This window comes from Marinobacter oulmenensis (genome assembly GCF_014201735.1).
GTDB classification, from domain to species: domain Bacteria; phylum Pseudomonadota; class Gammaproteobacteria; order Pseudomonadales; family Oleiphilaceae; genus Marinobacter; species Marinobacter oulmenensis.
Window position 1 is genome coordinate 16001 of record NZ_JACHFE010000009.1, and the last position, 22267, is coordinate 38267.

21 protein-coding genes are annotated in these 22267 nt (G+C 46.9%); 19 read left to right on the forward strand and 2 right to left on the reverse strand.

The window, feature by feature from the left end; translation table 11 throughout:
* Positions 1–2: 2 nt before the first annotated feature.
* Positions 3–1721 (reverse strand): type IV-A pilus assembly ATPase PilB, encoded by a 1719-nt coding sequence (gene pilB, locus HNR38_RS14970; protein WP_183705759.1) that lies wholly within the window; start codon positions 1719–1721, stop codon positions 3–5.
* Between the two features lie 403 nt (positions 1722–2124).
* Here pilB and HNR38_RS14975 point away from each other — a divergent pair, with 403 nt between their 5' ends.
* The 3 genes from HNR38_RS14975 (at position 2125) to HNR38_RS14985 (ending at position 4846) form a co-directional block, all read left to right on the forward strand.
* The gene (locus HNR38_RS14975; RefSeq protein ID WP_183706033.1) at positions 2125–2592 is read left to right on the forward strand and encodes a pilin; all 468 of its coding nucleotides are present in this window, start codon (positions 2125–2127) and stop codon (positions 2590–2592) included.
* Positions 2593–2807: 215 nt separating this feature from the next.
* Positions 2808–4307 (forward strand): O-antigen ligase family protein, encoded by a 1500-nt coding sequence (locus HNR38_RS14980; protein ID WP_183705761.1) that lies wholly within the window; start codon positions 2808–2810, stop codon positions 4305–4307.
* A complete protein-coding gene (locus HNR38_RS14985) occupies positions 4304–4846 on the forward strand; it encodes a pilin (RefSeq protein ID WP_343068342.1) in 543 nt (180 codons plus the stop codon). The genes HNR38_RS14980 and HNR38_RS14985 overlap by 4 nt, the downstream gene beginning before the upstream one ends.
* 39 nt (positions 4847–4885) lie before the next feature.
* Here HNR38_RS14985 and HNR38_RS14990 read toward each other — a convergent pair whose 3' ends face one another.
* Positions 4886–5512: a c-type cytochrome gene (locus HNR38_RS14990; RefSeq protein WP_183705763.1), complete on the reverse strand. Its 627-nt coding sequence runs from the start codon at positions 5510–5512 to the stop codon at positions 4886–4888.
* A gap of 161 nt (positions 5513–5673) precedes the next feature.
* On the opposite strand from HNR38_RS14990, the gene HNR38_RS14995 reads away from it, so the two are divergent.
* From HNR38_RS14995 to HNR38_RS15070, 16 genes are all read left to right on the forward strand, one after another.
* Entirely contained in the window at positions 5674–7035 is a 1362-nt protein-coding gene (locus HNR38_RS14995; RefSeq protein WP_183705765.1) for an MBL fold metallo-hydrolase RNA specificity domain-containing protein, read from the forward strand.
* A gap of 35 nt (positions 7036–7070) precedes the next feature.
* Positions 7071–7838 carry a 3'(2'),5'-bisphosphate nucleotidase CysQ gene (cysQ, locus tag HNR38_RS15000; RefSeq protein WP_183705767.1) on the forward strand — a complete coding sequence of 256 codons (768 nt, stop codon included), beginning with the start codon at positions 7071–7073 and terminating at the stop codon, positions 7836–7838.
* A gap of 3 nt (positions 7839–7841) precedes the next feature.
* Positions 7842–8321, forward strand: coding sequence for a transcription/translation regulatory transformer protein RfaH (gene rfaH / locus HNR38_RS15005; protein WP_183705771.1), 480 nt, complete (start codon positions 7842–7844; stop codon positions 8319–8321).
* 209 nt (positions 8322–8530) lie between these two features.
* The gene (locus tag HNR38_RS15010; protein ID WP_183705773.1) at positions 8531–9325 is read left to right on the forward strand and encodes a YveK family protein; all 795 of its coding nucleotides are present in this window, start codon (positions 8531–8533) and stop codon (positions 9323–9325) included.
* 120 nt (positions 9326–9445) lie between these two features.
* Entirely contained in the window at positions 9446–9688 is a 243-nt protein-coding gene (locus tag HNR38_RS15015; RefSeq protein ID WP_183705776.1) for an MBL fold metallo-hydrolase RNA specificity domain-containing protein, read from the forward strand.
* Between the two features lie 348 nt (positions 9689–10036).
* Positions 10037–10231, forward strand: a complete 195-nt coding sequence (locus HNR38_RS17630; RefSeq protein ID WP_379919280.1) for a sugar phosphate nucleotidyltransferase — start codon at positions 10037–10039, stop codon at positions 10229–10231.
* Positions 10180–11604, forward strand: coding sequence for an oligosaccharide flippase family protein (locus HNR38_RS17430; protein WP_379919281.1), 1425 nt, complete (start codon positions 10180–10182; stop codon positions 11602–11604). The genes HNR38_RS17630 and HNR38_RS17430 overlap by 52 nt, the downstream gene beginning before the upstream one ends.
* Positions 11597–12415 carry a sulfotransferase family protein gene (locus HNR38_RS15030; protein WP_183705778.1) on the forward strand — a complete coding sequence of 273 codons (819 nt, stop codon included), beginning with the start codon at positions 11597–11599 and terminating at the stop codon, positions 12413–12415. Before HNR38_RS17430 ends, HNR38_RS15030 begins: the two co-directional genes overlap by 8 nt.
* A complete protein-coding gene (locus HNR38_RS15035) occupies positions 12342–13220 on the forward strand; it encodes an FkbM family methyltransferase (RefSeq protein ID WP_183705780.1) in 879 nt (292 codons plus the stop codon). Before HNR38_RS15030 ends, HNR38_RS15035 begins: the two co-directional genes overlap by 74 nt.
* Before the next feature lies 1 nt (position 13221).
* Positions 13222–14001 (forward strand): polysaccharide deacetylase family protein, encoded by a 780-nt coding sequence (locus tag HNR38_RS15040; RefSeq protein WP_183705782.1) that lies wholly within the window; start codon positions 13222–13224, stop codon positions 13999–14001.
* Positions 14002–14293: 292 nt separating this feature from the next.
* On the forward strand, positions 14294–15259 hold the full coding sequence (locus tag HNR38_RS15045; RefSeq protein ID WP_183705784.1) for a glycosyltransferase family 2 protein: 966 nt from the start codon (positions 14294–14296) through the stop codon (positions 15257–15259).
* Positions 15260–15642: 383 nt separating this feature from the next.
* On the forward strand, positions 15643–16704 hold the full coding sequence (locus HNR38_RS15050) for a glycosyltransferase (protein ID WP_183705786.1): 1062 nt from the start codon (positions 15643–15645) through the stop codon (positions 16702–16704).
* A 552-nt stretch (positions 16705–17256) separates the two neighbouring features.
* A complete protein-coding gene (locus HNR38_RS15055) occupies positions 17257–18354 on the forward strand; it encodes an EpsG family protein (RefSeq protein WP_183705788.1) in 1098 nt (365 codons plus the stop codon).
* 393 nt (positions 18355–18747) lie between these two features.
* Complete coding sequence (gene wecC, locus HNR38_RS15060; protein WP_183705790.1) at positions 18748–20025, forward strand: UDP-N-acetyl-D-mannosamine dehydrogenase; 1278 nt, start codon at positions 18748–18750, stop codon at positions 20023–20025.
* Positions 20026–20082: 57 nt separating this feature from the next.
* The gene (wecB, locus tag HNR38_RS15065) at positions 20083–21177 is read left to right on the forward strand and encodes a non-hydrolyzing UDP-N-acetylglucosamine 2-epimerase (protein WP_221275859.1); all 1095 of its coding nucleotides are present in this window, start codon (positions 20083–20085) and stop codon (positions 21175–21177) included.
* A gap of 5 nt (positions 21178–21182) precedes the next feature.
* The gene (locus HNR38_RS15070) at positions 21183–22259 is read left to right on the forward strand and encodes a glycosyltransferase (RefSeq protein WP_183705796.1); all 1077 of its coding nucleotides are present in this window, start codon (positions 21183–21185) and stop codon (positions 22257–22259) included.
* Positions 22260–22267: the final 8 nt, after the last annotated feature.

Below are 22267 nucleotides of genomic sequence, written 5' to 3' on the forward strand. Positions count from 1 at the left end.
GCCTAATCCTTCGTCACACGGTTGGCTTCCTCAAGGCTGGTTACGCCCTCCATCACCTTCCGGAGTGCGGACTGCCGTAGGGTGCGGAAACCTTCCGCCTGAGCCTGCTTTGCAATCTGGATGGAACTGGCCTCTTCCATAATCATGTTCGCCAGCTCACTGGTCACCTTCACAACCTCGTAGATGCCCACGCGGCCTTTGTAACCCCCATTGCATTTATCACAGCCCTTGGGCTGGTACAACGTGAAGCCTGTATCAATCTGTTCTTCTGTGAACCCTTCCTTCAAAAGTGTTTCCCTGGGCGCATCCAGTGGCTCCTTGCAACTCTTGCACAGGCGCCGGCCCAGTCGCTGGGCAATAATCAGGCTGACCGAGGTGGCAATGTTGAACGCGGGAACCCCCATGTTCATCATCCGGGTCAGGGTTTCCGCCGCGCTGTTGGTGTGCAGCGTGGAGAGCACCAGGTGCCCGGTCTGGGCAGCCTTGATGGCGATATTGGCCGTTTCCAGGTCCCGGATCTCGCCTACCATGATCACGTCCGGGTCCTGGCGCAGGAAGGCGCGCAGTGCTTCCGCGAAGCCCAGGCCCACCTTGTTATTCACGTTGACCTGGTTGATGCCTTCCAGGTTGATCTCAGCCGGGTCCTCCGCCGTGGAAATATTCACCTCGGCGGTATTGAGAATATTCAGGCCGGTATAGAGTGATACGGTCTTACCAGAGCCGGTCGGCCCGGTTACAAGAATCATCCCCTGGGGCTGGGCGAGTGCTTCCAGGTACAGTTCTTTCTGGTCTTCCTCATAGCCCAGAACATCGATACCCATCTGCGCCTGGGTGGGATCCAGTATCCGCAGAACGATTTTCTCGCCCCAGAGCGTGGGCAGCGTGTTAACCCGGAAATCAATGGCCTTGGTCTTGGACAGCTTCATCTTGATCCGGCCGTCCTGGGGTACCCGCCGTTCGGAAATATCCAGTTGGGACATGATCTTGACGCGAGCAGCGATCTTCGGGGCGAGCTTGATGTTCGGGCGGGAGATCTCCTTGAGTACACCGTCTGTGCGGTAGCGCACCCGGTAGACCTTTTCATAGGGTTCGAAGTGGATGTCTGACGCACCGGTACGAATGGCATCCAGCAGCATCTTGTTCACATATTTAACGATCGGAGCATCGTCAGCTTCCGTGGGTGTGACAACCGCATCGTCAGTTTCCTGCTCGCCGCCTTCGGTTTCGACATCTTCCAGATCGGCGTCGTCCAGGTCACCCATGGTGGTGTCCTGGGATTCCAGGTACCGATCAATGGCGCTCTTCAGCTTTGTATCATCAACCAGAATGGCATCGGTGCTCAGGCCGGTGTTGAACTTGATCTCATCAAGGGCCTGGATATTGGTAGGGTCTGATACCGCAATAAACAGCCGGTTACCCCGGCGGTAAAGGGGCAGGGCGTTGTGTTTTCGAACGAGCTTTTCATCGACCGCCTTTTCCGGGAGCATCTCCGGCATGAAGGCGTCCAGGTCCAGAAAGGAAACGCCAAACTCCATGGCGGCCGAAAAAGCCATTTTGGCGCTGTCGGCAAGCTGGTTCTGGGTAAGGTACGTGATCAGGGGGATGCGATTCTGGGAGGCTTTGACGAATGCATCCCTGGCGGTGTCTTCGTCCAGTAGCCCGTCATCCACAAATCGACGGGCCAGGCCCGTCAGCGTCACATTGTGAGTGTTGCTCGCCATAAAGTCTCTGAGGAAAGTTTTATAAGTCGCTGAAACCCGGTTTATGAAACAGAGTTTAGATGTCCCGGCAAGGTTTGGAAAGCCGCCTGGGTCACAGCCTTGACGTTTCTCAAAAGTGTGTCGCCGTTGAGGGCCTGTCGAAATGGGCGAGGTGAAGGTGACAAAAAATGTCACTCATGGACCCTCTGAGGCCAGAAATGTACCGTAAAAAGAGTGTGATAGGTGTCACGGGGTGCTTTAAGTTCATGAAACGCGCATGGTTTTTAACAGGAATTTGCAATTGGCACGGTGACTGCTTCACCGTAGACGACGCCCAATGCGGCTACAGGGAAAAGCTCCGGCGGCCGGGGCCGTAAACTGGAAAACGACAATGTCAGAGGTCGATATTATGAAGGATATTCAGATGAATCACGGTCAGAAGGGTTTCACCCTGATCGAACTGATGATCGTTGTGGCGATCATCGGCATCCTGGCTGCGATTGCCATTCCGCAGTATCAGGATTACATCGCACGCTCCCAGGCTGCCGAGGCAGTTAACCTCCTGGGTGGTGCGAAAACTCCGATCGAAGAGTACATTTTAGTAAACGGTGCGTTTCCTGATGGCACGACTTCCGGGCAACAACTTAGCGATCTCGGGGTTCGAGACAGTGGTACTTACGTTGATACCTTGGCTATTGCGAACCCGTCTAATGAAGATGGCGATATCGTAGCAACATTCAAAACTTCTGATGTTGCTTCTGCATTGTCTGGCAACACTATCCGGCTCAAAAGGACAGTTGATGCGACAACTGGTGAGTCTACGTGGCAATGTATAACTACTGATTCTGATATGGAGCAGAAATACCTGCCCAGCGGATGCACCAAGTCCTAATTTGGTCTTGAGTTGACATGTATAAACCCGGAAGCAGGTACTGTTTCCGGGTTTTTTGTTTTCACTCGACCGAATAGATGAAGGGCTAATTTATATTGGTTGGCTTTTTTGCTTAGTCCGTGGCTTGGTTTTATCCATATTCTGTCCTTCAGACTCTGTTTGTGCATTTGTTCCCTTTGGTTTTGATAATGAAGGTCCTCGCTGAGGAATTTTCCATGCGTTCAGGTCTGCGCCTAGAAAATGCCGCTGTTGGTTTCATTGCTCTTGTTGGTCTCGTGCAGGTCCTATTTTCTGACCTTTTAGGAGGAGGGCTGGCAAACTACGAGGCCCAGCGATTTTTCCTGGTTTTTGTCATAGGCGCATTTTCTGCTGGTTTTCTCTTGGTGCTCTTGTCTTTTTCCCATTCGAGCTATCTCAGAACTGCTTATATTCTTGGCCCAGTTTCGGTGATGAGCCTCGGCTTTCTCATTGCCTCTTATCCGTTCCGAATGCAGCAACATTCATGGGTAGAGCCTGGCATGTATGCGCTATTCTTCTTCGGGGCCTGTATCACCGGGGCAGCTCTATCTGCTAGGGGGCAAGTTAAGTCTTATTGCGTGCTCTATATCTCCGGTTTGTCTATGCTATGCGCTTTTTACGGGCTCGCTTCAATAAATATCTATTTGTTTGCGACATTTGATGGTGTTTCTGATCTTGTGGATTACATCCCGTGGGGCTTCGTTAACATAAGGTACTGGAGTCATGTCGCGACCTGGTGTTTGCCTATAGTGCCACTCTCACTTTTGATTGGCCCCTTGAGGCAGTCTGCGCTCTGGAAGGCTTTTGTAATTTTGGGATGTGGATTTTGGTGGTGGATTTTGATCATTTCTGCCGCAAGAGGATCAATCCTTGGAATTGTTTTTAGCATGTTTCTGGTGTTTTTGCTTTTTGGCAGGTCAAGTATTCCTTGGTTGAAAGCTATGTTCGCGATTTTCTTGTCAGGGGGTGTGATCTGGGTTGTTCTTTCTTTACTGATCCCGTTTGTTTTTTTTGATGGGGCCGGTAATTTGAATTTGGATGAGATGAAGCTAAAAAGCAGTGGACGTATTACTTTGTTTTCTGAAGCCTGGAAAATGAGTATGGAAAATTTTCCTTTTGGAATGGGGCCTCAAGCTTGGATTGCTCATGATCCGATTACCAGTGCCTATGAAAACGGCCCAAAATTTGGGCACCCACATAATATGTATTTGATGTGGGCAGCAGAATATGGCTGGATCATGATTCTGCTCATGTTGGCCCTGGTTTTGAGTGTGATTCGTTTTTTTTGGCTGAGTCGAGCCAGTCTGCTTTCGTCCGGCGATTCTGAGGGGCAGGCTCTTCTGGTTGGGTTCACTGCATCAGTCTCAGCTGCATTGTTTCATGCCGGTGTGTCGGCGGTTTTTATGGCGCCGGGATCAATGCTGGTTGGTTTTTTTGTTTTGATTGGTTTCTGGGCACTGGTTACACCCGCTTCGCCTGAGTTTCCAAAGCCGGTCTATCCTCGAGCGCTTTGGCGGTCGAAAAGGTTGCTGGGTGTTTTTCTGGCAGGGGTTATGTCTATATTCATCTTTATGTGGTGGTGGGAGGTCTATTCCTATTACGGTACGATGCGTGCAGACCAAAGATATTATTATGAGGAATTGAGGGAGGGGGCAAAACCACGGTTTTGGCTTCATGGTAGTTACCCACGTGGGTGAATGGCAAGAAAATACTGGTATTGCTCAGGAAGGGTGGTGTAGATCTTGCTTCGTTTGCATTGTTATTACTCTGGCTAGATAGGTCAAACAGAAAGATGCTAAACGAAAATCGCGGTTTTACATTGATTGAGATACTTCTTGTGATTGGACTTATCGGCATACTCGCTATGCTTTCGATCCCCGCATATAAAAGCGCAATTTCAAAAACTGAAGTAAAACGGGTTGTTGGCGAACTGGGGGCGTACCGGTCCGCGTTTGAAACAGTTTTGGGAAATGGAATTTCGGTTGATAATGAGTCACTAGGCTACACCCCGTCAGAGCTTACTTCCGGCACCATGACCACACAGATCGCGACCCTCAATCCTGACGGATCGGGTCACATTGAAGTGACCATGGGCGGCACTATACAGGCTGGGTTGTCAGGAGTAATTGTTCGTTACGAGCGGTCAGCCAGCGGTAGCTGGTCCTGCGTGATTGAACCTTCCGGTGCTTCAGGCTGGCAGGCAAACTATGCACCTAAGCACTGCACAGTGATCTGACGCGAAAGTGCGGGCCTACAGAGCCTTTAATGTCATCGGTTACAACGTTTGCAGATATTCCGCCAACCGCTCGAAGTCTTCCTCAGACAACGCGTCGGTAATCCCAATCATCGGCGTAGTATCGTCACCCGGTTCCATTTTCTTGAAGCGAACCAGCCGGCTTTCCAGGTATTCCGCCGGTTGCCCCGCCAGTCGCGGCATGTCCTTGAAGCCGCCACCTTCCTCGCCGTGGCAGGCGGTGCAGTAGCGCTTGAAGATCACTTCGCCCTCGGCAGCCAGTGAAGGGCTGTCCGGAGTGCGGGATTTGGCTTCCTGCTGGCTGTAGTAGACGGCGATATCAATGCGTTCTTCCAGTGACAGCGTCTGCGCCAGCTTGGTCATCACGTAGTGGTCCCGCCGGCCATCGCCGAATTTCTCGAACTGATTGAAAAGATACAGCGGGTGCTGGTCGGCGAGGTTCGGAATGTAGTCCCGCACACTGTTGCCATCCTCACCATGGCAGTAGCCGCAAAAGCGGATCCGCTCATGGCCGGATTCGTAGCTTTCCTGGCGAAGCTGGTCGTCATCCATGATGGTTTTAACACGTTCCAGCGCATCGTAGGCGGATTGTGCAAACGCGATGGGTGAGACCATTAATCCCAGTGCCAGTACAAGATGTTTTTTCATGATTCCCTGAGCCCTAAGCCGCTGCCACACCGAAGATTAAAGCCTAAACGGCACACGCTATCCGGATCTTGCCAAAGGTCAAAAAAGCGCCGGTTCCTTCTCTGAACTCACCGGCGGTTTTGCGGTATGCTGAAATAACACATTCCGGACAAGGATTTTACATGAAACTTCGCTTCCTTGGTGGTACCGGCACGGTTACCGGCTCACGTTACCTGCTATCTGATGACAAACACCGGCTTCTGGTGGACTGTGGTATGTATCAGGGGGTCAAGACGCTTCGCCGGCGCAACTGGGCTGCGTTCCCGGTGGACCCATCCACCATCAATGCGGTGGTTCTGACTCACGCCCATATCGACCACTCCGGTTACCTGCCGGCACTGGTCAAAAACGGTTTCAAAGGGAAAATATACTGCACCAAGGCTACCCACGAGCTGTGCAAGGTACTGCTACCGGACGCCGGTTTTCTGCAGGAAGAGGACGCCAAATACGCGCACCGGAAGAAATTCTCCAAGCATGAGCATCCCGAACCTCTTTTCACCGAAAAGGACGCCTGGGAAGCCCTCAAGCATTTTGAGTCCCTGCATTACCACGAAACCTTCGAGCCGGTAAAAGGCTTTGAAGTCGAGTTTACGCCGGCGGGGCATATCCTGGGCTCAGCCTGCGTGCATGTAGCCCATCAGAGTTCTGGCCGAACGGTTGTATTCAGCGGCGACGTGGGGCGTCAGGACGACATCATCATGCGGCCCCCGGAGCCGATTGCCAAAGCGGATGTACTGGTGTGCGAGTCCACCTATGGGGACCGGGAACACGGCGAAAGCGACCCGGAAGGCGAACTCGAAAAAATCATCACGGAAACCGCGGGCCGGGGCGGTATTGTGCTGATGCCCGCGTTTGCGGTTGGCCGGGCGCAGATGCTGCTTTATGTGATCCACAAACTGATGAAGGCCGGCCGGATACCCAAACTGCCGGTATTCCTGAACAGCCCGATGGCTATCAAGGCAACCGAGATATTCTGCCGACATCATAAGGAGCACAGGCTCAACAACAGCCAGTGTGAAATGATCGACAACAGCACCAAGTTTGTCCGCACCGTGGATGAATCCATCGAACTCGGCATGGTGCGTTATCCCTGCATTATTGTCTCTGCCAGTGGCATGGCATCTGGCGGCCGGGTGCTGCACCACCTGAAGGCCCTGCTACCCAACCCCCGCAACAGTATCGTGTTTGCAGGTTTCCAGGCGCCCGGCACCCGGGGCGATGCGCTGGTGAATGGTGCTGACAAGGTGAAGATCCACGGCGAGTACTGGCCGGTAAAAGCCGAGATTCACAATCTGGATTCCATGTCTGCCCATGGGGATTTCAATGAGATCCTGGCGTGGCTGAAGCAGGGCAGTCTGAAGCCTGCGCAGGTGTATGTGACCCATGGTGAACCCGTCGCCAGTGACACCATGCGCAAGCGCATTGAGGAGCGCCTGGGGTGGCATGCCGAAGTGCCGGAACTGTTTGAAGAAGTGGAGATTTAGTACCATACCGGGCTCAACTGACAAAGGGCGCAGACATGCACTACAGCTCCATACTTCCGGACGTGATCAAGGTGGCGGATGAGGCCAGTGAAAAGGTTCTCCACATCTACCAGTCTGACTTCAAGGTGAACTACAAGGACGATAAAAGTCCTATTACTGCGGCTGACGTTGCCAGCCATGAGGTGATTGTTCACGGTTTGCGCAGGATAAGCCGTGACATCCCCATTCTGTCCGAGGAAAGCGCGGCGGCTCCCTGGGAGGAACGCCAGCACTGGCATCGGTTCTGGCTGATTGATCCCATTGACGGCACACGGGACTTCACACAGCGCAGCGGGGAGTTCACGGTGAACATTGCGCTGATTGAAGAGGGTGAGCCGGTTCTGGGTGTGGTGACTGCGCCCGCGCTGAAGGAAGCCTACTGGGGTGCATCTGGTGAAGGTGCGTTCAAACGAGACCGTACCGGCCGAACCCACCAGATCCGCGTGGCGGAGCCCAAGGAAACGCTGCGGGTGGTGGCCAGCAAGAACCATTTGAATGCCGAAACCAAAGCATTTATAGACGCTCTTGGTGCCCATGAAACCGTCCAGGCCGGCAGTTCCCTTAAATTCTGCCGCATTGCCGAAGGCCATGCCGACATTTACCCCCGCATGGGGCCGACCAGCGAGTGGGACACCGCCGCAGCCCATGCGGTGTTGCTGGCAGCTGGCGGAAAGGTGCAGTCCACAGACGGCCACCCTTTGCTGTATGGCAAGGAAGATGTTCTGAACCCGAATTTCATTGCCGCCGGTAACTGGTATTTTTAAGGAATGACCTGGTACGTACTGCAACACAAACCCGCGCAGGGCGACCGGGCCCTGCACAACCTCCAGAATCAGGACGTACCCTGCTTCTATCCGAAAATCCAGGTGGAAAAAGTAAGGGGCGGCAAGCGCGTTAAAAAGCTGGAGCCTCTGTTCCCCGGTTACATTTTTATTAATCTTGAGCAAACCAACGCCGTGTGGGCCAAGCTGCGCTCCACCTACGGCGTGTTGCGGGTGGTCCACTTTGCTGGAAAGCCCGCGCCCATTGAAGATGCGGTGATTGAGCAGATCAAGGCTGGCATGGACAAAGTGTCAGAGCTGGGCGACATCCGTAAGGGGCAGGCGGTGGAGCTGGAAAATGGCCCCTTCAAAGGGATCAGTGCCATTTTCCAGGCCTACGATGGCGAGGAGCGCGCCATCGTGCTCATCAGCTTTATGCAGAAGCAACAGCAGGTTAGCGTACCTGTTTCCACCCTTAAAACGTAATCAGTCTCACCCGTTACCAAAACATACACAAACCCCTGCCTTTCTTCATCGGCCCCCTTGCCCAAACAGGCGCATCCCGTAGAATTGCGCCATAATTTTCAATGGCTGTCTTAGACACGGCCTATCAACACAATTCGCGCAAGCGCCAGAAAGCACTGTGAACGGGTCGGTGGGGCGGTAGCGTGAGTAAAGGGCGATCAGGAGCTTTGATGACGGACCAAAAGCAGCAGCCACCACATCCGTATTACGATGATGAAATCAGCTTGGTAGACCTCGCGACCACCTTTATTCGCCACAGGCGGGTGTTTTACGCCGTATTTGTACTGGTGATGGTCGCAGCATTGGCTTTTGTGCTGCTGCGAGGACACGAGGAGACCTCTCAATACACCACGACCCTACAGCTCTCCGTATTGCCGGTTCTGGGTGATTCTGAGCCCACGGGTGATAACCAGATGAGGGTTGATGGCCGGGTGCCAACACTGCTGGCGAAGATAAACTCCCACTGGCTGCCCATTGCCCGTGAGCAGTTCAACCAGGAGCAAGATGGTTGGCCTGGCACCATCCGTGCTGAAGCCGTCGAAGACACGCAACTGATCAGGCTGATCTCCCCTGGCACAAATCTTTCGGAAGAGAGCGTTCGTGAGGCACATAGGCTGCTCGCCGGCCTTATTATAAACGCCCAGAATGAACGTCTGGCCCAGCGGACGAATCTGCTGGAGCAGCAGATTCAGGCCATGAACGCCATTCTCGAATCCCGCTCCCCGGAAAGCCTGGTGGCTGCCCAGGCCATAGAAACCCGCACCGAGCTGCAGCAGAAAGCCGCCACAGGGGAACCGGCAGAGGTGCTATCACTGGCCAGCAAATCCGACAATACCGATAGCGGGCCTTCAATGAAGCTAATTCTGGCCCTGGGCATCGTTCTCGGCCTCATGCTGGGTATCTTCGCGGCGTTTGTGGCTGAGTTTGGCAGCCAGGTGCGTCAGGCAATGAAAAAACGGGGCTAGTAAATACTCGATTCGCCCCTGGCGGCTAAATTCACCGCCGCCTACCGCGAGCTACAGCCCTACTGGGCCGAAGGCACCCCCGGCCGAGACATACAACGTTACGGTTCAGACAACGGCTATGTGTGGCTGGATGACAAAAAGCTCGCCATCCGTGCCAGAGCGGAAATGATTGGTGGTTACTCGGCGCATGCTGACCAGTGTGGGTTGGTGGAGTTTGTGACGGAAATGAAGGAAAAGCCAAAAGATATCCGCCTGGTTCATCGAGAACAACACGCTAGGCAAGCCCTGAAAGAAAAGCTGAAAGTCCTGGGCGAGGCTGAATTTTCAGGTCAAAACCAAACACCGATACTCGATAAAACATGAAACTACTCGTAACCGGCGGCTGTTCAATGATGGCCTCGAATGGGGCATCAATCTAACTTCCGCAACGCAGCCAGCCAGGCACGTACGGCCTTGCCCTGGCCTTCATTATTGGCGAAGAATTCTTAGGCAACGACAGCGTATGCCTGGTAGTGGGCTACACATCTACCACGGCCAGGGTCACATCAATAGGCTGCAAGCCCCTGCGAAACGGGAAAAGGCGCAACCGCATTCTGCTACCAAGTCACCGACCTAGAACGTTTTGGTGCAGTAGAGTTCGACGACAACGATTGCGCCATCTTCATCGAAGAAAAATCAGCTAGCCCAAAATCAGACTAAGCCGTAACAGGTTTGTATTTCTACTATAACCACGTAGTCAAATTTACCAAGCAGGTAAAACCCTCAGACCGTGGCGAACTGGAAATTACGAGCATCAACCAAGCCTATCTGGAGCAGGGCGGCTTAAATGTTGAATTGCTGGGTCGGGGCTTCGCTTGGTTGGACTCGGCACTTTCGATTCCCTGCATGACGCCTCGGGGTTTATAGAGACTTTGGAAAAGCGCAAAGGTGGCTACCTTAATTCCAGCTCCGTTAAGGAAACTATGTTTAAAAATTACAAGAGCGTGATTTACTGGAGCTTGGCAAACCAGGCAATCACAATGTTTGCCGGATTTTTAAGTGTTTCACTGATAAATAGACTCTTTGGAAAAGAAACCTATGGTGAGATGGTGTTCTTCCAATCCATTTTTGCCTATATCGCAATATTGGCCACTTTAGGGTTCGACAAAACAATACTTTTTAAGCTTTCTAGCCATAGCGAGTCAAAAACGAAACTTTACGGTAAAAGCCTACTAGCGTTCACGCATAAGTACAGCTTCTTGGCCGTCGCTTTAGCTGAACTTGTTTTTATTGCGTGTTGGCATTTATTTGTACACAAAGAACTCGACAACGAATGGTTTTGGATTTCCCTGTTTAGTGTCAATACTTTTGGGGTTGTTGCTACCACTATGTATGGCGCATTCTTTCAGGCTAATAAGTTTTCTGACACCACGATTAAAATACAATTGACAAATAGTGGGCTTAAGATTTTAATTTTGCTATCTCTTTTTGTTCTTAATAAGGATTCAATAGCCTATTTTTTTTCATATATAATAATCCCTACAGCACTCTCCTTGGTGCAATATTTTATTGTTCACACCAGGGTGTCAGGCCCGACGGGCGAAGAACCCAGCAAAGCGACCCGGGACGATGTAATATACGCAATTAAATTGATGTTCACCAAGGTCCTGCACCAGGGGTTGGAAAAACTTGATTTAATCATGGTGGGGGCTTTCCTCTCCACCGCATTTGTGGCGGAATACGCTGTAGCCGCCAAATTAGCATTCGTAATATCACTAGGAAACAACTTGTTAAGTCCGCTACTTGCTCCAAGGCTCAAGTATGCACTAAGCAATAAGGAAACAACTGAAATTGTAAAAGAGTACAACTACAACAAGTTTTTCTCCTCGACGATAGCGATTTTTATACTATCAATTTTCTTGATCTTTGGGGAGCAAATTTTGTCAATGTTCGGAGACTATAGAGAAAGTTATCCTCTCTTGTTGATTTTGGGCTTAGCATTTTTGAATCAGAACGCGTTTGGGCCGAACGGTAGGTTTTTGATGTTGCAGGGCCATGCGTCCTTCACTTTACTTAGCACTATTGCATCCTTGGCGCTAATGGTTTTGCTAAATATAATTTTTATTCCCAAGTTGGGAGTTTTGGGTGCAGCATTAGGAACCCTTATCTCAGTGTTGATTTTAAATATAACTTTGCAAGCTTATATAATTAAGAAAGAAAATATAAAGTTCACGGGTTCTGCATACTATTTTGTTTGTGCTCTCATTAACCTGTCAATACTTGGAGTCGCCTTTGAGTAAAAAAACGAGTATATTCCATGTCGGACCTCAAAAAAGTGCGACGACTTGGATTTATCAAGCTTTGAAGCATCATCCCGATATAAATGCCCCGGCAACCGATACAATTCATTTTTTTGATATTAATTACCATAAAGGTGAAGCTTGGTATGAAGGTTTTTTTAAGAACGACGAAGAGAAAATAAGATTTGATCCTACTTACACATACATAAGAAGCAAGTGCGCGCCTGAGAGAATAAGTAAGTATAATCCAGATGCTAAGATAGTGCTTACCGCACGAAACCCTGTTGAGCGAGCATTTTCCCATTATTGGCATGAGAAGAAAAAAGATAGATTCAACTTTAAGTTTGATGAACTATTTGAAAATTATGATCTTTTTGAGAACTGGATTGAGCCAGGAATGTATGCGATGCATTATCGTCGGTTCTTAGAGTTTTTTCCAAAAGAGCAAATAAAAATACTATTTTTGGAACAGCTCAGAGATGAACCTGAGAAGTTTTTTGAAGAAATTTGTGAGTTTACCGAAATAAGCAAAGATTACACGCCAGACATATTGCATAAGAAAGTAAATGCTGCGGGTCGATTTAAATCCCGAAGCCAGCGAAAAATTGAAACGTGGTCAAAAGCTCTGCCATTAATTAATCTTATCCTTCGAACGAAGGATAAGTTATCTTCAAGGAGAATAGAGAGCCTGGAGGATGTGAGTGTCCCGGTAAGAAATAATCTAGTGGATGTGTTTTATGATGATGTCTGCCAACTTGAGGAGATCACGGGCAGGGATTTATCAAAATGGAAAATTAAATATGAAACGTAAACTTATTAATTTAGCGACCAAGTTTAAAAATCATCTTCGTATTAGTGTCAATGAAATACAAGTGAACTTTGATACGAGGCACTATATATCTAAAAATTGGTTCTATCCAAGGTATTTTGGAGGGCGCCCACATGAACCATGTATATCTCGTTTGTTTTGCGATGAAATCGAGAAAGATTACGTGGTTTTTGATATTGGAGCCAATCAAGGTTATTTTACCGTTCTAAGCTCACAGCTTCTGGATAGCAGAGGTGCGGTTCATGCCTTCGAGTTAGACCCAGTGTTGATTCCCTTAGCTCAGAGTTCGTTAAAATTAAATAGTTATGAGTGTTCAGTATATTTTATACAGTGCGCAGTGTCAGATAAAGATGGTGATCTTTTAAGTTTTATTCCGCATATAGATGGAAATCCTACGACAAACTCTATACTTTATGAGAATAACTCGAACACAAAGACTATATCTCAGACTATCTCAATAGATTCATATTGTAGAAGGTTAAGTATAGCTCCTGACTTTATAAAGCTTGATGTGGAAGGTGCAGAGCGCCTCGCTTTAGTTGGTTTAGAAGAAACAATAAAAAGATGTAAACCTAAATTGTTGCTTGAGATACATCCTAAACAATTGAGAGAAGCTAAGGTGGACGTTGAGAGTGTCGCCAAATTGCTTATGCGATGGACTCCAGATTACAATGTTTATCTTGTAGAAGATTATAGAGAAGAAAAAGATAATTATTTGAAAGAAATATCTCTAACTGAAATAACGTATGGTGAAAGGCCAGTTGTTTTGTACTTTAGGGTAGATTAAGTTGATAGTTTACTTACACGATATTCCGTATTCAGTAGGAAATAGGCTCGCGGCAAACAAAAAAAATATCGATACGGTATTTTCAGTCGAGAAATGCCTGAAAAACAATCGTAACGTTTTGTTGACTGCGGACGACGGTTATAAAAGTGTTAAAAATTTATTGCCGCTACTTGAGAAATATAATGTAAAGCTGATTTTTTTTATAACCACAGGGTTTTTGGATAAAAGTGTTTATCCCTATGAAGTTGAATTAAGTAACTTCCTAGAGAGAAATAGTGCATTGTCTTATGAAGGAAAATCGCTCCTTCTCGAAGATGTTAGCGTAAAGGAAGAATTCTTTGGGATGGTGCATAAACAATTAAAATACTTGTCGTTAAGGGAAAGAAATAATCATATTGATAGCTTTTTTTTAGAAAATGGTGGTGGAAGAGAAGAGTATGTAGAAAACATTTTTGTGACTTGGCAAGACCTTCGAGAGCTTGCAAAACACCCATTAGTAGAAATAGGTTCTCATTGCGTTTCTCATGTTTTTTTGCCTAGTCAAGATCTCTCCACCATTATATTCGAACTGAAAGAGTCAAAGGCTAGAATTGAGCATGAACTCGGGAAAAAGGTAACTAAGTTATCCTATCCTTATGGTGGGAGTAACTTTAAAGTAAAAGTCCTAGCCAAAGCTTTAGGTTATAAAGAAACTTATGCTACCAATGATAAAAAGTACAATTTTATGGATAAAGGACGAGTGTCATTGAGTAAAAATGTACCCAGAAAATTGCGTGAATAGATTGCAGCGAGATAAACATATGCTTGTTGACTGAGGCCTAGATGAAAAGGTTGACATGAATATAGCTGAAAAAGCACTCGTTATTGTGCCTCCATTCTGGTGAGAACGGAACGGATGACTGCCTTTTCTCAATATATTCCCAAACAAACATTTGGATTTTCTCCCGGACTCCCCCAATCGAGTTGACACCCATGGATATGTTCTGGACTACTCTCGTATTTACAAGGCTTCGTGGAAGTACGGTGTGGTCATTTGAGTTGCTGATTTAAGTGTACGTTTCTAAGGTTTCATAATGGAAAAAGGCCCCTTTTTCAGTGTTGTAATACCCCTCTTCAACAAAAAACCTCATATAAAGAGAAGTATTAGGTCAGTTTTGCGGCAGAAGTATTCTGATTTTGAGCTGATTGTCGTTGATGATGGTTCTACCGATGAGGGACTTCATGAGCTTGAAGAGTTTTCAGATGATCGACTGAAATCGTTTAGGAAATCTAACGGAGGGGTTTCGTCCGCTAGAAACCTAGGAATAGAAAAATCAAAGTCAAAATATATCGCTTTTCTTGACGCAGATGATGAATGGGAACCACTCTTTCTGAGTAATATTTACGGAATGATTCAGAAGTACCCCAGAGCGGGAATGTATACAGCGTCTTTTACGTTGATCGATAGGACTAATACGCGAACAAAAATTGTAGGAAATGGTCTGACGGAGTTGAGCAGTAGGGAATATTTCCGGGCCTGCAGGAAGCGGAAAGCGACGATAAATAACTCATCTTCAACGGTTGTCAGGCGTGACTTGTTGCTGAAGGCTTGTTGTTTTAGCGAAACGCTTGACACTTACGAAGACTGGAATCTCTGGTATAAAATTGCTCTGATGTCTAATGTAGTGAGCACATCAGAGGTGTTAGTGAATATATACCGGGATGCTATAAATCGTAGCGATGTTGATAAACCCCTCACTAAATATTTGCTGGCGTATGAGACCCTTGTCTGTGATATAGAAAGGTTCGTCCAGATTAATGATCTTGAGTTGAAAGAGGTTACGCCTGTCTTTTGTGAAAAAATTCAGAGTTTATTGAAAGGCGGCGTGGTGGCGAAGAACTGGGAGTTTATTGTTAATCTGAAAAAATCGGAATTGTACAAGTATTCAAGCTTCTCGCAACGTATATTGCTTTCTCCACTGGTTTTTCAGGCGTTATTGGGCGTCTATGAAGTTCTTGTTCATTTAGGGATCTATGGGTATCGACGGCGCCGAAAATAGCAATATCAGTTTTTCTACATGAAATAGGATTCCCTCCGGTGAATTTAACAACCAATCACAGCATCGCTCATTATCTCACTTAGTATATCCAAGCCGACGCGCTTCCGTGCGATAGCGGTAAATTTTCCTTAATAGATTGATTACTGAATTACTCAATCACTCGGTTTATGAGTGTGTGAGAAACCTTTTTGATGTTTTGCCGTTCTTGAAACACTGCTAAAGCAAGCTTTTAGGGGCGGTACAGCAGGTGTTTTAATAAACCTATCATCACCAAAAAAATCTCATTTTACGTGGGCATAGTTTTGTCAGATATTTCGATAAAGAGTATAACCGTAGTCACACCAAGTTTTCCGTCAGATCGACTTCCGGAGAGAGGAGCGTTTGTGGAAAACCTGGTTCGGCAGTGGTGCGAATGTGAATTGTCGGTAAAGGTTGTTGCCCCAATATCACTGGTGAATCACCTGAAATCCTTGAAGTATAGAAAAGATAGAAGCCTTTCACTACAAGGTATTAATAGAATACATCGGCCAAAATATCTGACTTTTTCAAATAAAAAGCTCGGCCCATTTGATCTTTCGTCTATCTCTCAAAACAGCTTCGTAAAATCCGCTAACAAGGTGCTGATGAACGACATCGATCATGAGATTTTTTACGGTAAGTTCCTGTTTTCCGGTGCCTATTCGGCAGCGCTAGCCGGAATGAAATATAACTTGCCATCCTTCGGTGACATTGGGGAATCGATTTCCTTTCAATCACTTACAAAGGAAAGGCGGGAACTAGCAAAATGGATTATTCAGGAATTGACGGGGATTGTATGCGTTTCGTCTAGGCTGAGGGACGAAATATTAGCATTGGGCGCGAGTCCGGAAAAAATATTGTTAGCACCTAACGAAGCGGATCCGAAAAGATTCAAAAAGCTAGATCGTGCTGAGTGCAGACGAACTCTAAACTTACCAATCGATGCCAAGATAGTTGCATTCACTGGCCATTTTATTGAAAGAAAGGGGCCTTTGAGGTTATTGAAAGCTTTGAATCAACTGGATAACGTTTATGGCATATTTATGGGTAGGGGCAAACAGGTGCCGACGGGAGAAAAGGTTTTGCACGCAGGGCCAGTATCAAATAGTCAATTACCTGTTTGGCTTAACGCTTCAGATATATTTGTTTTACCGACTCTATCGGAGGGAAGCTGTAATGCCGTAACTGAAGCGTTGGCTTGTGGGTTGCCGGTCATAACCTCGGATATTGATGATATGAAATCACAGTTTACGAATCAAAAAGTTTTTTTTATAGATCCTTATGATTCAACGCAGATTGCCAACTTGATTATGAATTATTTTGAATACGATGCTTTGAGTTGCAATAATGAAAAGGGAAATGGCATTGTTGGACAAGCCAGAGGCGCGAAAATAGCGACATGGATTGGCAATCAAGTCAGGAAGTAATCGAAATATATCCTTATCTCAATCGTCAAATTTAAGTAGCTCTAATTGCCATAGTGTTGGCTCCATCGGTAAAGGCTCTTAACATGATTATCGCAGATATTTGCTAGCACCGACCTATTCTATCCCTTGCTTTTGGATGAAGACGCAACCTACAAGATCATCGGAGACTACTTTTCCTTTTCGTCTTCGGGATAATGATAGCCGGCAACCAGGACATTTAGGGCCGAGTAGCATCGGCACATTGGGGAGGTGCTGTTGTGTTTTTTTGCGACCAATGCTGTCCATCCCAACGTGGCACGAAGGTGAATACAAACTGCTTGCTGCACCAGTGCTACGCGAAAGCAACGAGCTTTGCACGGATGTTTAAACAGATATCAACTGAGTGGTTTAATAGCTGACTAATCGGTCTAGAGAAAACTTGGGCTACAGGAACATCAGAAGAAGTTTCTTTGTGTGAATATCCCCGAGCACTAGTTCTAGTTATTGTTTGAATTCAGAATGCTAATGGAATTTATTTAGAGTACTCTTTAAAGCCACGGATTATACAAAGTTATGGCGGTTTATTGGGCAATATTGTTGGCGGGGATCTTCTCATCATTACTGAATTTTATAAAAGGATTTCGTGTAGGTGGTGGGCTTCTTTTTATTTATTTTTATGCTTTTTTAGTATTTATAGCAGGGTTTAAGTATGGGTCTATAGATTATTTTGGCTACAAGCATCTATACGACTCAGTAAGCTTTTCCGATTTTTCGGTACCATTCTTTAATACGGGAAAGGGGGTAACAGGTTCTGAGTTCATATGGGCTAGTTTAAGCTCACTATCAAAGTTTCTGGAATTTCCTTACGAGTTTTTTGTCTTTTTTATAGCTACACTTAGTATTTCAATCAAGTTCTATTTTTTTCAGAAATGGACTCCATATTTTATTGTCGCCGTTGTAGCCTATATAGCGTTCGGGTTTGTTAAGGATATGGGGCAGCTTAGGAACGGACTGGCTTCAGCAATTTTGTTGTTTACCATAGTTCCTCTGATAAATCGCAGTTTTCTATCGTTTGTATTTGTCTGCTTTTTGGCTTTCGGTGTTCAGTCGTATGCTATTGTTTCTTTGCCTCTATACTTTTTTTACCTTTTTTTTAAGTTATCGAAGAAAGTTGTTCTCCCGGTATTTTTTTTAGTTTTGATTTTTTCTTTGTTTTTTGACTTCTCGACGTTCGTGGTTTTTATTTCAGAGAACTTTTCTATAGTCTCAGAATCCTTGGCCAGGAAGCTTGCAGGTTATGCTAGTGAAGCCCAAGCACAAGCTAGTCTTATATCCTTGACTGGCCTAATTTACACCTCTGTATCTGTTATCTTTATCCTTTTCAAGGATAGAGTGTTTTATAGGAGCAAAGAGCTTTTTTGTGTGGGTGTTGTATTTGTCTATGGCGTACTTTTGTTCGCTATTACTATTGACGTTCCGACAATGGGGGCTCGGAGTTTGGATATGTTTTCGAGTGGATTTTTTCCATTGTTGATTGCTCTTTCCCTTAATTTTTTCAGAGGCGCTTATAAATACTTGTTTTTGACGGCTTCATTAGGGTTCTGCTTCGTGAAAATGTTTTCGAGCATTACCGAGTTTGCGCCTTATCAGAATATACTTTTTATGAGTTGATATTCTGAGTATGATAGGTTTATTTGCTACTACTGGAGCTGAATACGAACCCTCGCCCCTCTTTTTCAGGTTACGCTCCTACGTATGATACTGAGAGTACTATCGATGATGATTGGTCCAGATTCCAAAAACAGGTGCTATTCTTAGTTGGTTTGTTGACCAATTTCTGGTCAGAGAAATATCCCTATTTTTTTGAAGCCTCAATGCCAGAAGAATTCACCAGAAATTGGATTTTCAATTTGTTGTCTCCCCTTATTTTAGGTGCCTATGTATCCAGCAAGGAACTGATTACGAGCGCTGTAGTATCGCATCTTGTTTATGGCCTTTAAATCTCAAAGTAAAATGGTTTTCAATATCCTTATTTTACCAACGTATTAAGTCCAAAGGGTTTTTATGCATTATTCTAAAATTTGTATGGTTGGGTTAGGTTATATCGGCCTTCCAACGGCAGCCGTAATAGCGTCTAGAAAGTGTAAGGTGATTGGTTTGGACGTCGACCCAAACGTTGTGGATACCATAAATAAAGGCGACATTCATATTGTCGAGCCAGATCTGGATATGATTGTCCACGCTGCTGTGAGCGAGGGTTACCTCCGGGCCACACTTGAGGCCGAGCCGGCAGATGCCTTTTTGGTGGCAGTGCCTACGCCATTCAAGACGGAAGCAGGCAAAACTCATGTTCCGGATTTGAGATATATCGAATCCGCGGCCAAGTCGATCGCTCCGGTTCTTGAAAAAGGGAACTTGGTGATTTTGGAATCCACCTCTCCTGTTGGGGCGACGGAACAGCTTGCTGACTGGTTGGCGGAAGCAAGACCGGACCTGACGTTTCCGCAAAAGAACGGGGAGCGCTCGGACATTCGCATTGCCCACTGTCCTGAAAGGGTCCTGCCTGGCCATGTCATAGGGGAGCTGGTCGCCAACGACCGGGTAATCGGCGGTTTGACTCCAGCTTGCTCGGAAGCCGCATGTCGTCTTTACGACATTTTTGTGGAAGGTGAGTGTATTACCACTACCGCGCGAACAGCGGAGATGGCCAAGCTTACCGAAAATAGTTTCCGAGACGTGAATATCGCCTTTGCTAATGAGTTATCGCTGATTTGCGACAAGCTCGACATCGATGTGTGGGAGCTTATTGACCTGGCAAATCGACACCCACGCGTTGATATACTGAAACCTGGGCCGGGCGTTGGCGGGCACTGTATTGCTGTGGATCCGTGGTTTATTGTCAGCGAAACTCCGGAGCAGGCGCGATTAATTCGCATGGCTAGGGAGGTAAATGATTCCAAGCCACAGTGGGTAATAGACAAGGTCAAATCAGCCATAGGCGAGTTCTTGCAGCAGCACTCTGATCGTACATCAAAGGATGTAAGAGTGGCGATATTTGGGCTTGCATTCAAGCCAGATATTGATGATCTTCGTGAAAGCCCTTCCTTGGCAATTGCGGAACAGTTGGCACAATCCCTGGCAGGTTCTTTGATGGTTGTTGAACCGAATATTGAGGTTGCTCCTGCGTCACTAACCAGAGCTTCGCTGGTGAGCAGCGATGAAGCCATCGAGCAGGCTGACATTTGCGTTGTTATGGTCGCGCATCGGGAATTCAAAGGGTTAGACTTTTCCGGAAAACCAGCTGAATTTATTATTGATGTGGTAGCAAGCGGGCGAGCTTAAAAAGGGGATTTAGTGAAAGTTTTAGCTGTTTTTGGAACGCGGCCTGAAGCCATTAAAATGGCCCCAGTGGTGTTGGCGCTGCAGGATGATGATCGGTTTGAATCGGTATTGTGCGTAACCGGTCAGCACCGGGAAATGCTGGACCAGGTGTTGTCCTTATTTTCTCTGGTACCGGATTATGACCTGAGCATTATGAAGCCCGGCCAAGACCTAACGGATGTGACTACCGGTATTCTCCAGGGCATGCGGAGCGTTCTGGCAGAAGCGAAGCCAGACTTGGTGCTGGTCCATGGAGATACCGCCACTACTTTCGCCGCGACACTGGCAGCGTATTATCAGCAGATTCCGGTGGGGCATGTGGAAGCCGGTTTGCGTACAGGTAACCTGTATTCCCCCTGGCCGGAAGAGGCCAACCGAAAGCTGACTGGGGCGCTGGCAGCAGTGCATTTTGCCCCCACGCAGAGATCTGCCGATAACCTACTGGCTGAGGGCGTTGCTGATGAGAAGGTACATGTTACCGGCAACACAGTGATCGACGCCCTCTTCCGGATTGTTGAGCGTTTTGATAAGGATTCTGAACTGGCAGGCTCTTTGGCGGACCAGTTTCCATTTTTGAATCCCGAAAGGCGTATGGTTTTGGTTACCGGTCACCGCCGAGAGAGCTTTGGAGGAGGGTTCGAGCGTATCTGTGAAGCCCTGAACCGAACGGCCCGTGCCTTTCCAGATGTTGACATCGTGTACCCGGTACACCTGAACCCCAATGTGCGGGAGCCAGTAAATCGTTTACTGAAAGGGTTGAAAAATGTGCACTTGATAGAACCGCTGGACTATCTGCCGTTTGTGTACCTAATGAGCCGTTCTTATCTGATTCTGACCGATTCCGGTGGTATTCAGGAGGAAGCGCCTTCACTGGGTAAGCCGGTTCTGGTTATGCGTGACACTACTGAACGGCCTGAAGCTGTGGATGCAGGTACTGTTGAGTTGGTTGGCACGAATGTTGAGCGTATTTTCGAGCGGGTTCAGGCTTTGTTGGATGATGAGAATACCTATCAGAAGATGAGTTTGGCGCATAATCCCTATGGTGATGGGAACGCTTCCAGCCGAATCTTGGACGCTATCTTGTGGCGTGGTTTCGCTTTTAATGTTACGTAAAAATTATGGCAAATCAAAAGTTAAAGATATGCTTCGTATTGGATCACCCACTTCACCATTATAGAGTTGTTTTCTTTAAAAAACTTCTTGAATCTGGTGTTGATTTAACTATATTTCATCCCGGCGTTGCGGGTGAATATAGTTTCAAAGATTTTTCGGTACCTATGAAGCGAAAATGGGGGTTTATATGTGTTCCTTATATACCATTTGATAAATTCGATGTTGTTGTGCACATGCAAAATCTCCGCATGATGTCTTTATGGAAGTCTTTGATAAGTTCTAATGCTGTTTTTACATGGGGTATTGGTACATCTTCAGCTAAGGGGTTAGGTTCGGAAAATAAGTTGATTAGGGTGCTCAGGAATTCTGTCATTCTTTTCACAAAGCGAACTTTTTTTTATAGCAATTTTCCAGTCCCTTTGGTTCCAAATTCACTTAGGCATAAGGTTCGAGTTGCAATAAATACGGTTCACGTCGACTCCAATTTTTATTGTCTGAACCAGGGAGCGTTGAGAAATAAGATTCTATGTATTGGAACCTTAAACGAAAGGAAAGGTTTAAGGTATGTCTTTGAGTCTTTCGCTGAGCTTGCGGAGAAAAATCCGGATATTCGTCATGAATTTGGAGTAGATGTCGTTGGTGATGGCCCTGAATATGAGCGCTTAGTGGATCTTGCGAAGAAGCTAGGCATCGATCAGTGTGTCACGTTCTTTGGTCGCATAACTGATGAAGTTGAAAAAGCGGAAATATATAGTAGAGCTTTGGTTAGCTGTTCTCCTTGCCAGGCCGGACTATCGGTCTTGGAGTCGCTTGGTCATGGAGTCCCTTTCCTCACGTTGAGATCGGCCATATCTGGTGGAGAGCATTTTAATATAGAGTCAGGTGAGACCGGCTGGTTAGTCGACGATATTGACAGTCTGACACGGCATCTTGAGTACATATTGTCTCATAAAGATGAGTTGTTGAGGATGGGGGATGCATCTTATCGCTGGTATCAAGAATTTGGCACTGTGGATAAAATGGTAGCCCCTTTCCTAGAAGAATTTGAGAATGTCAAAGCTAAAAAAAAGACAAAGATATAGGGTTGTAT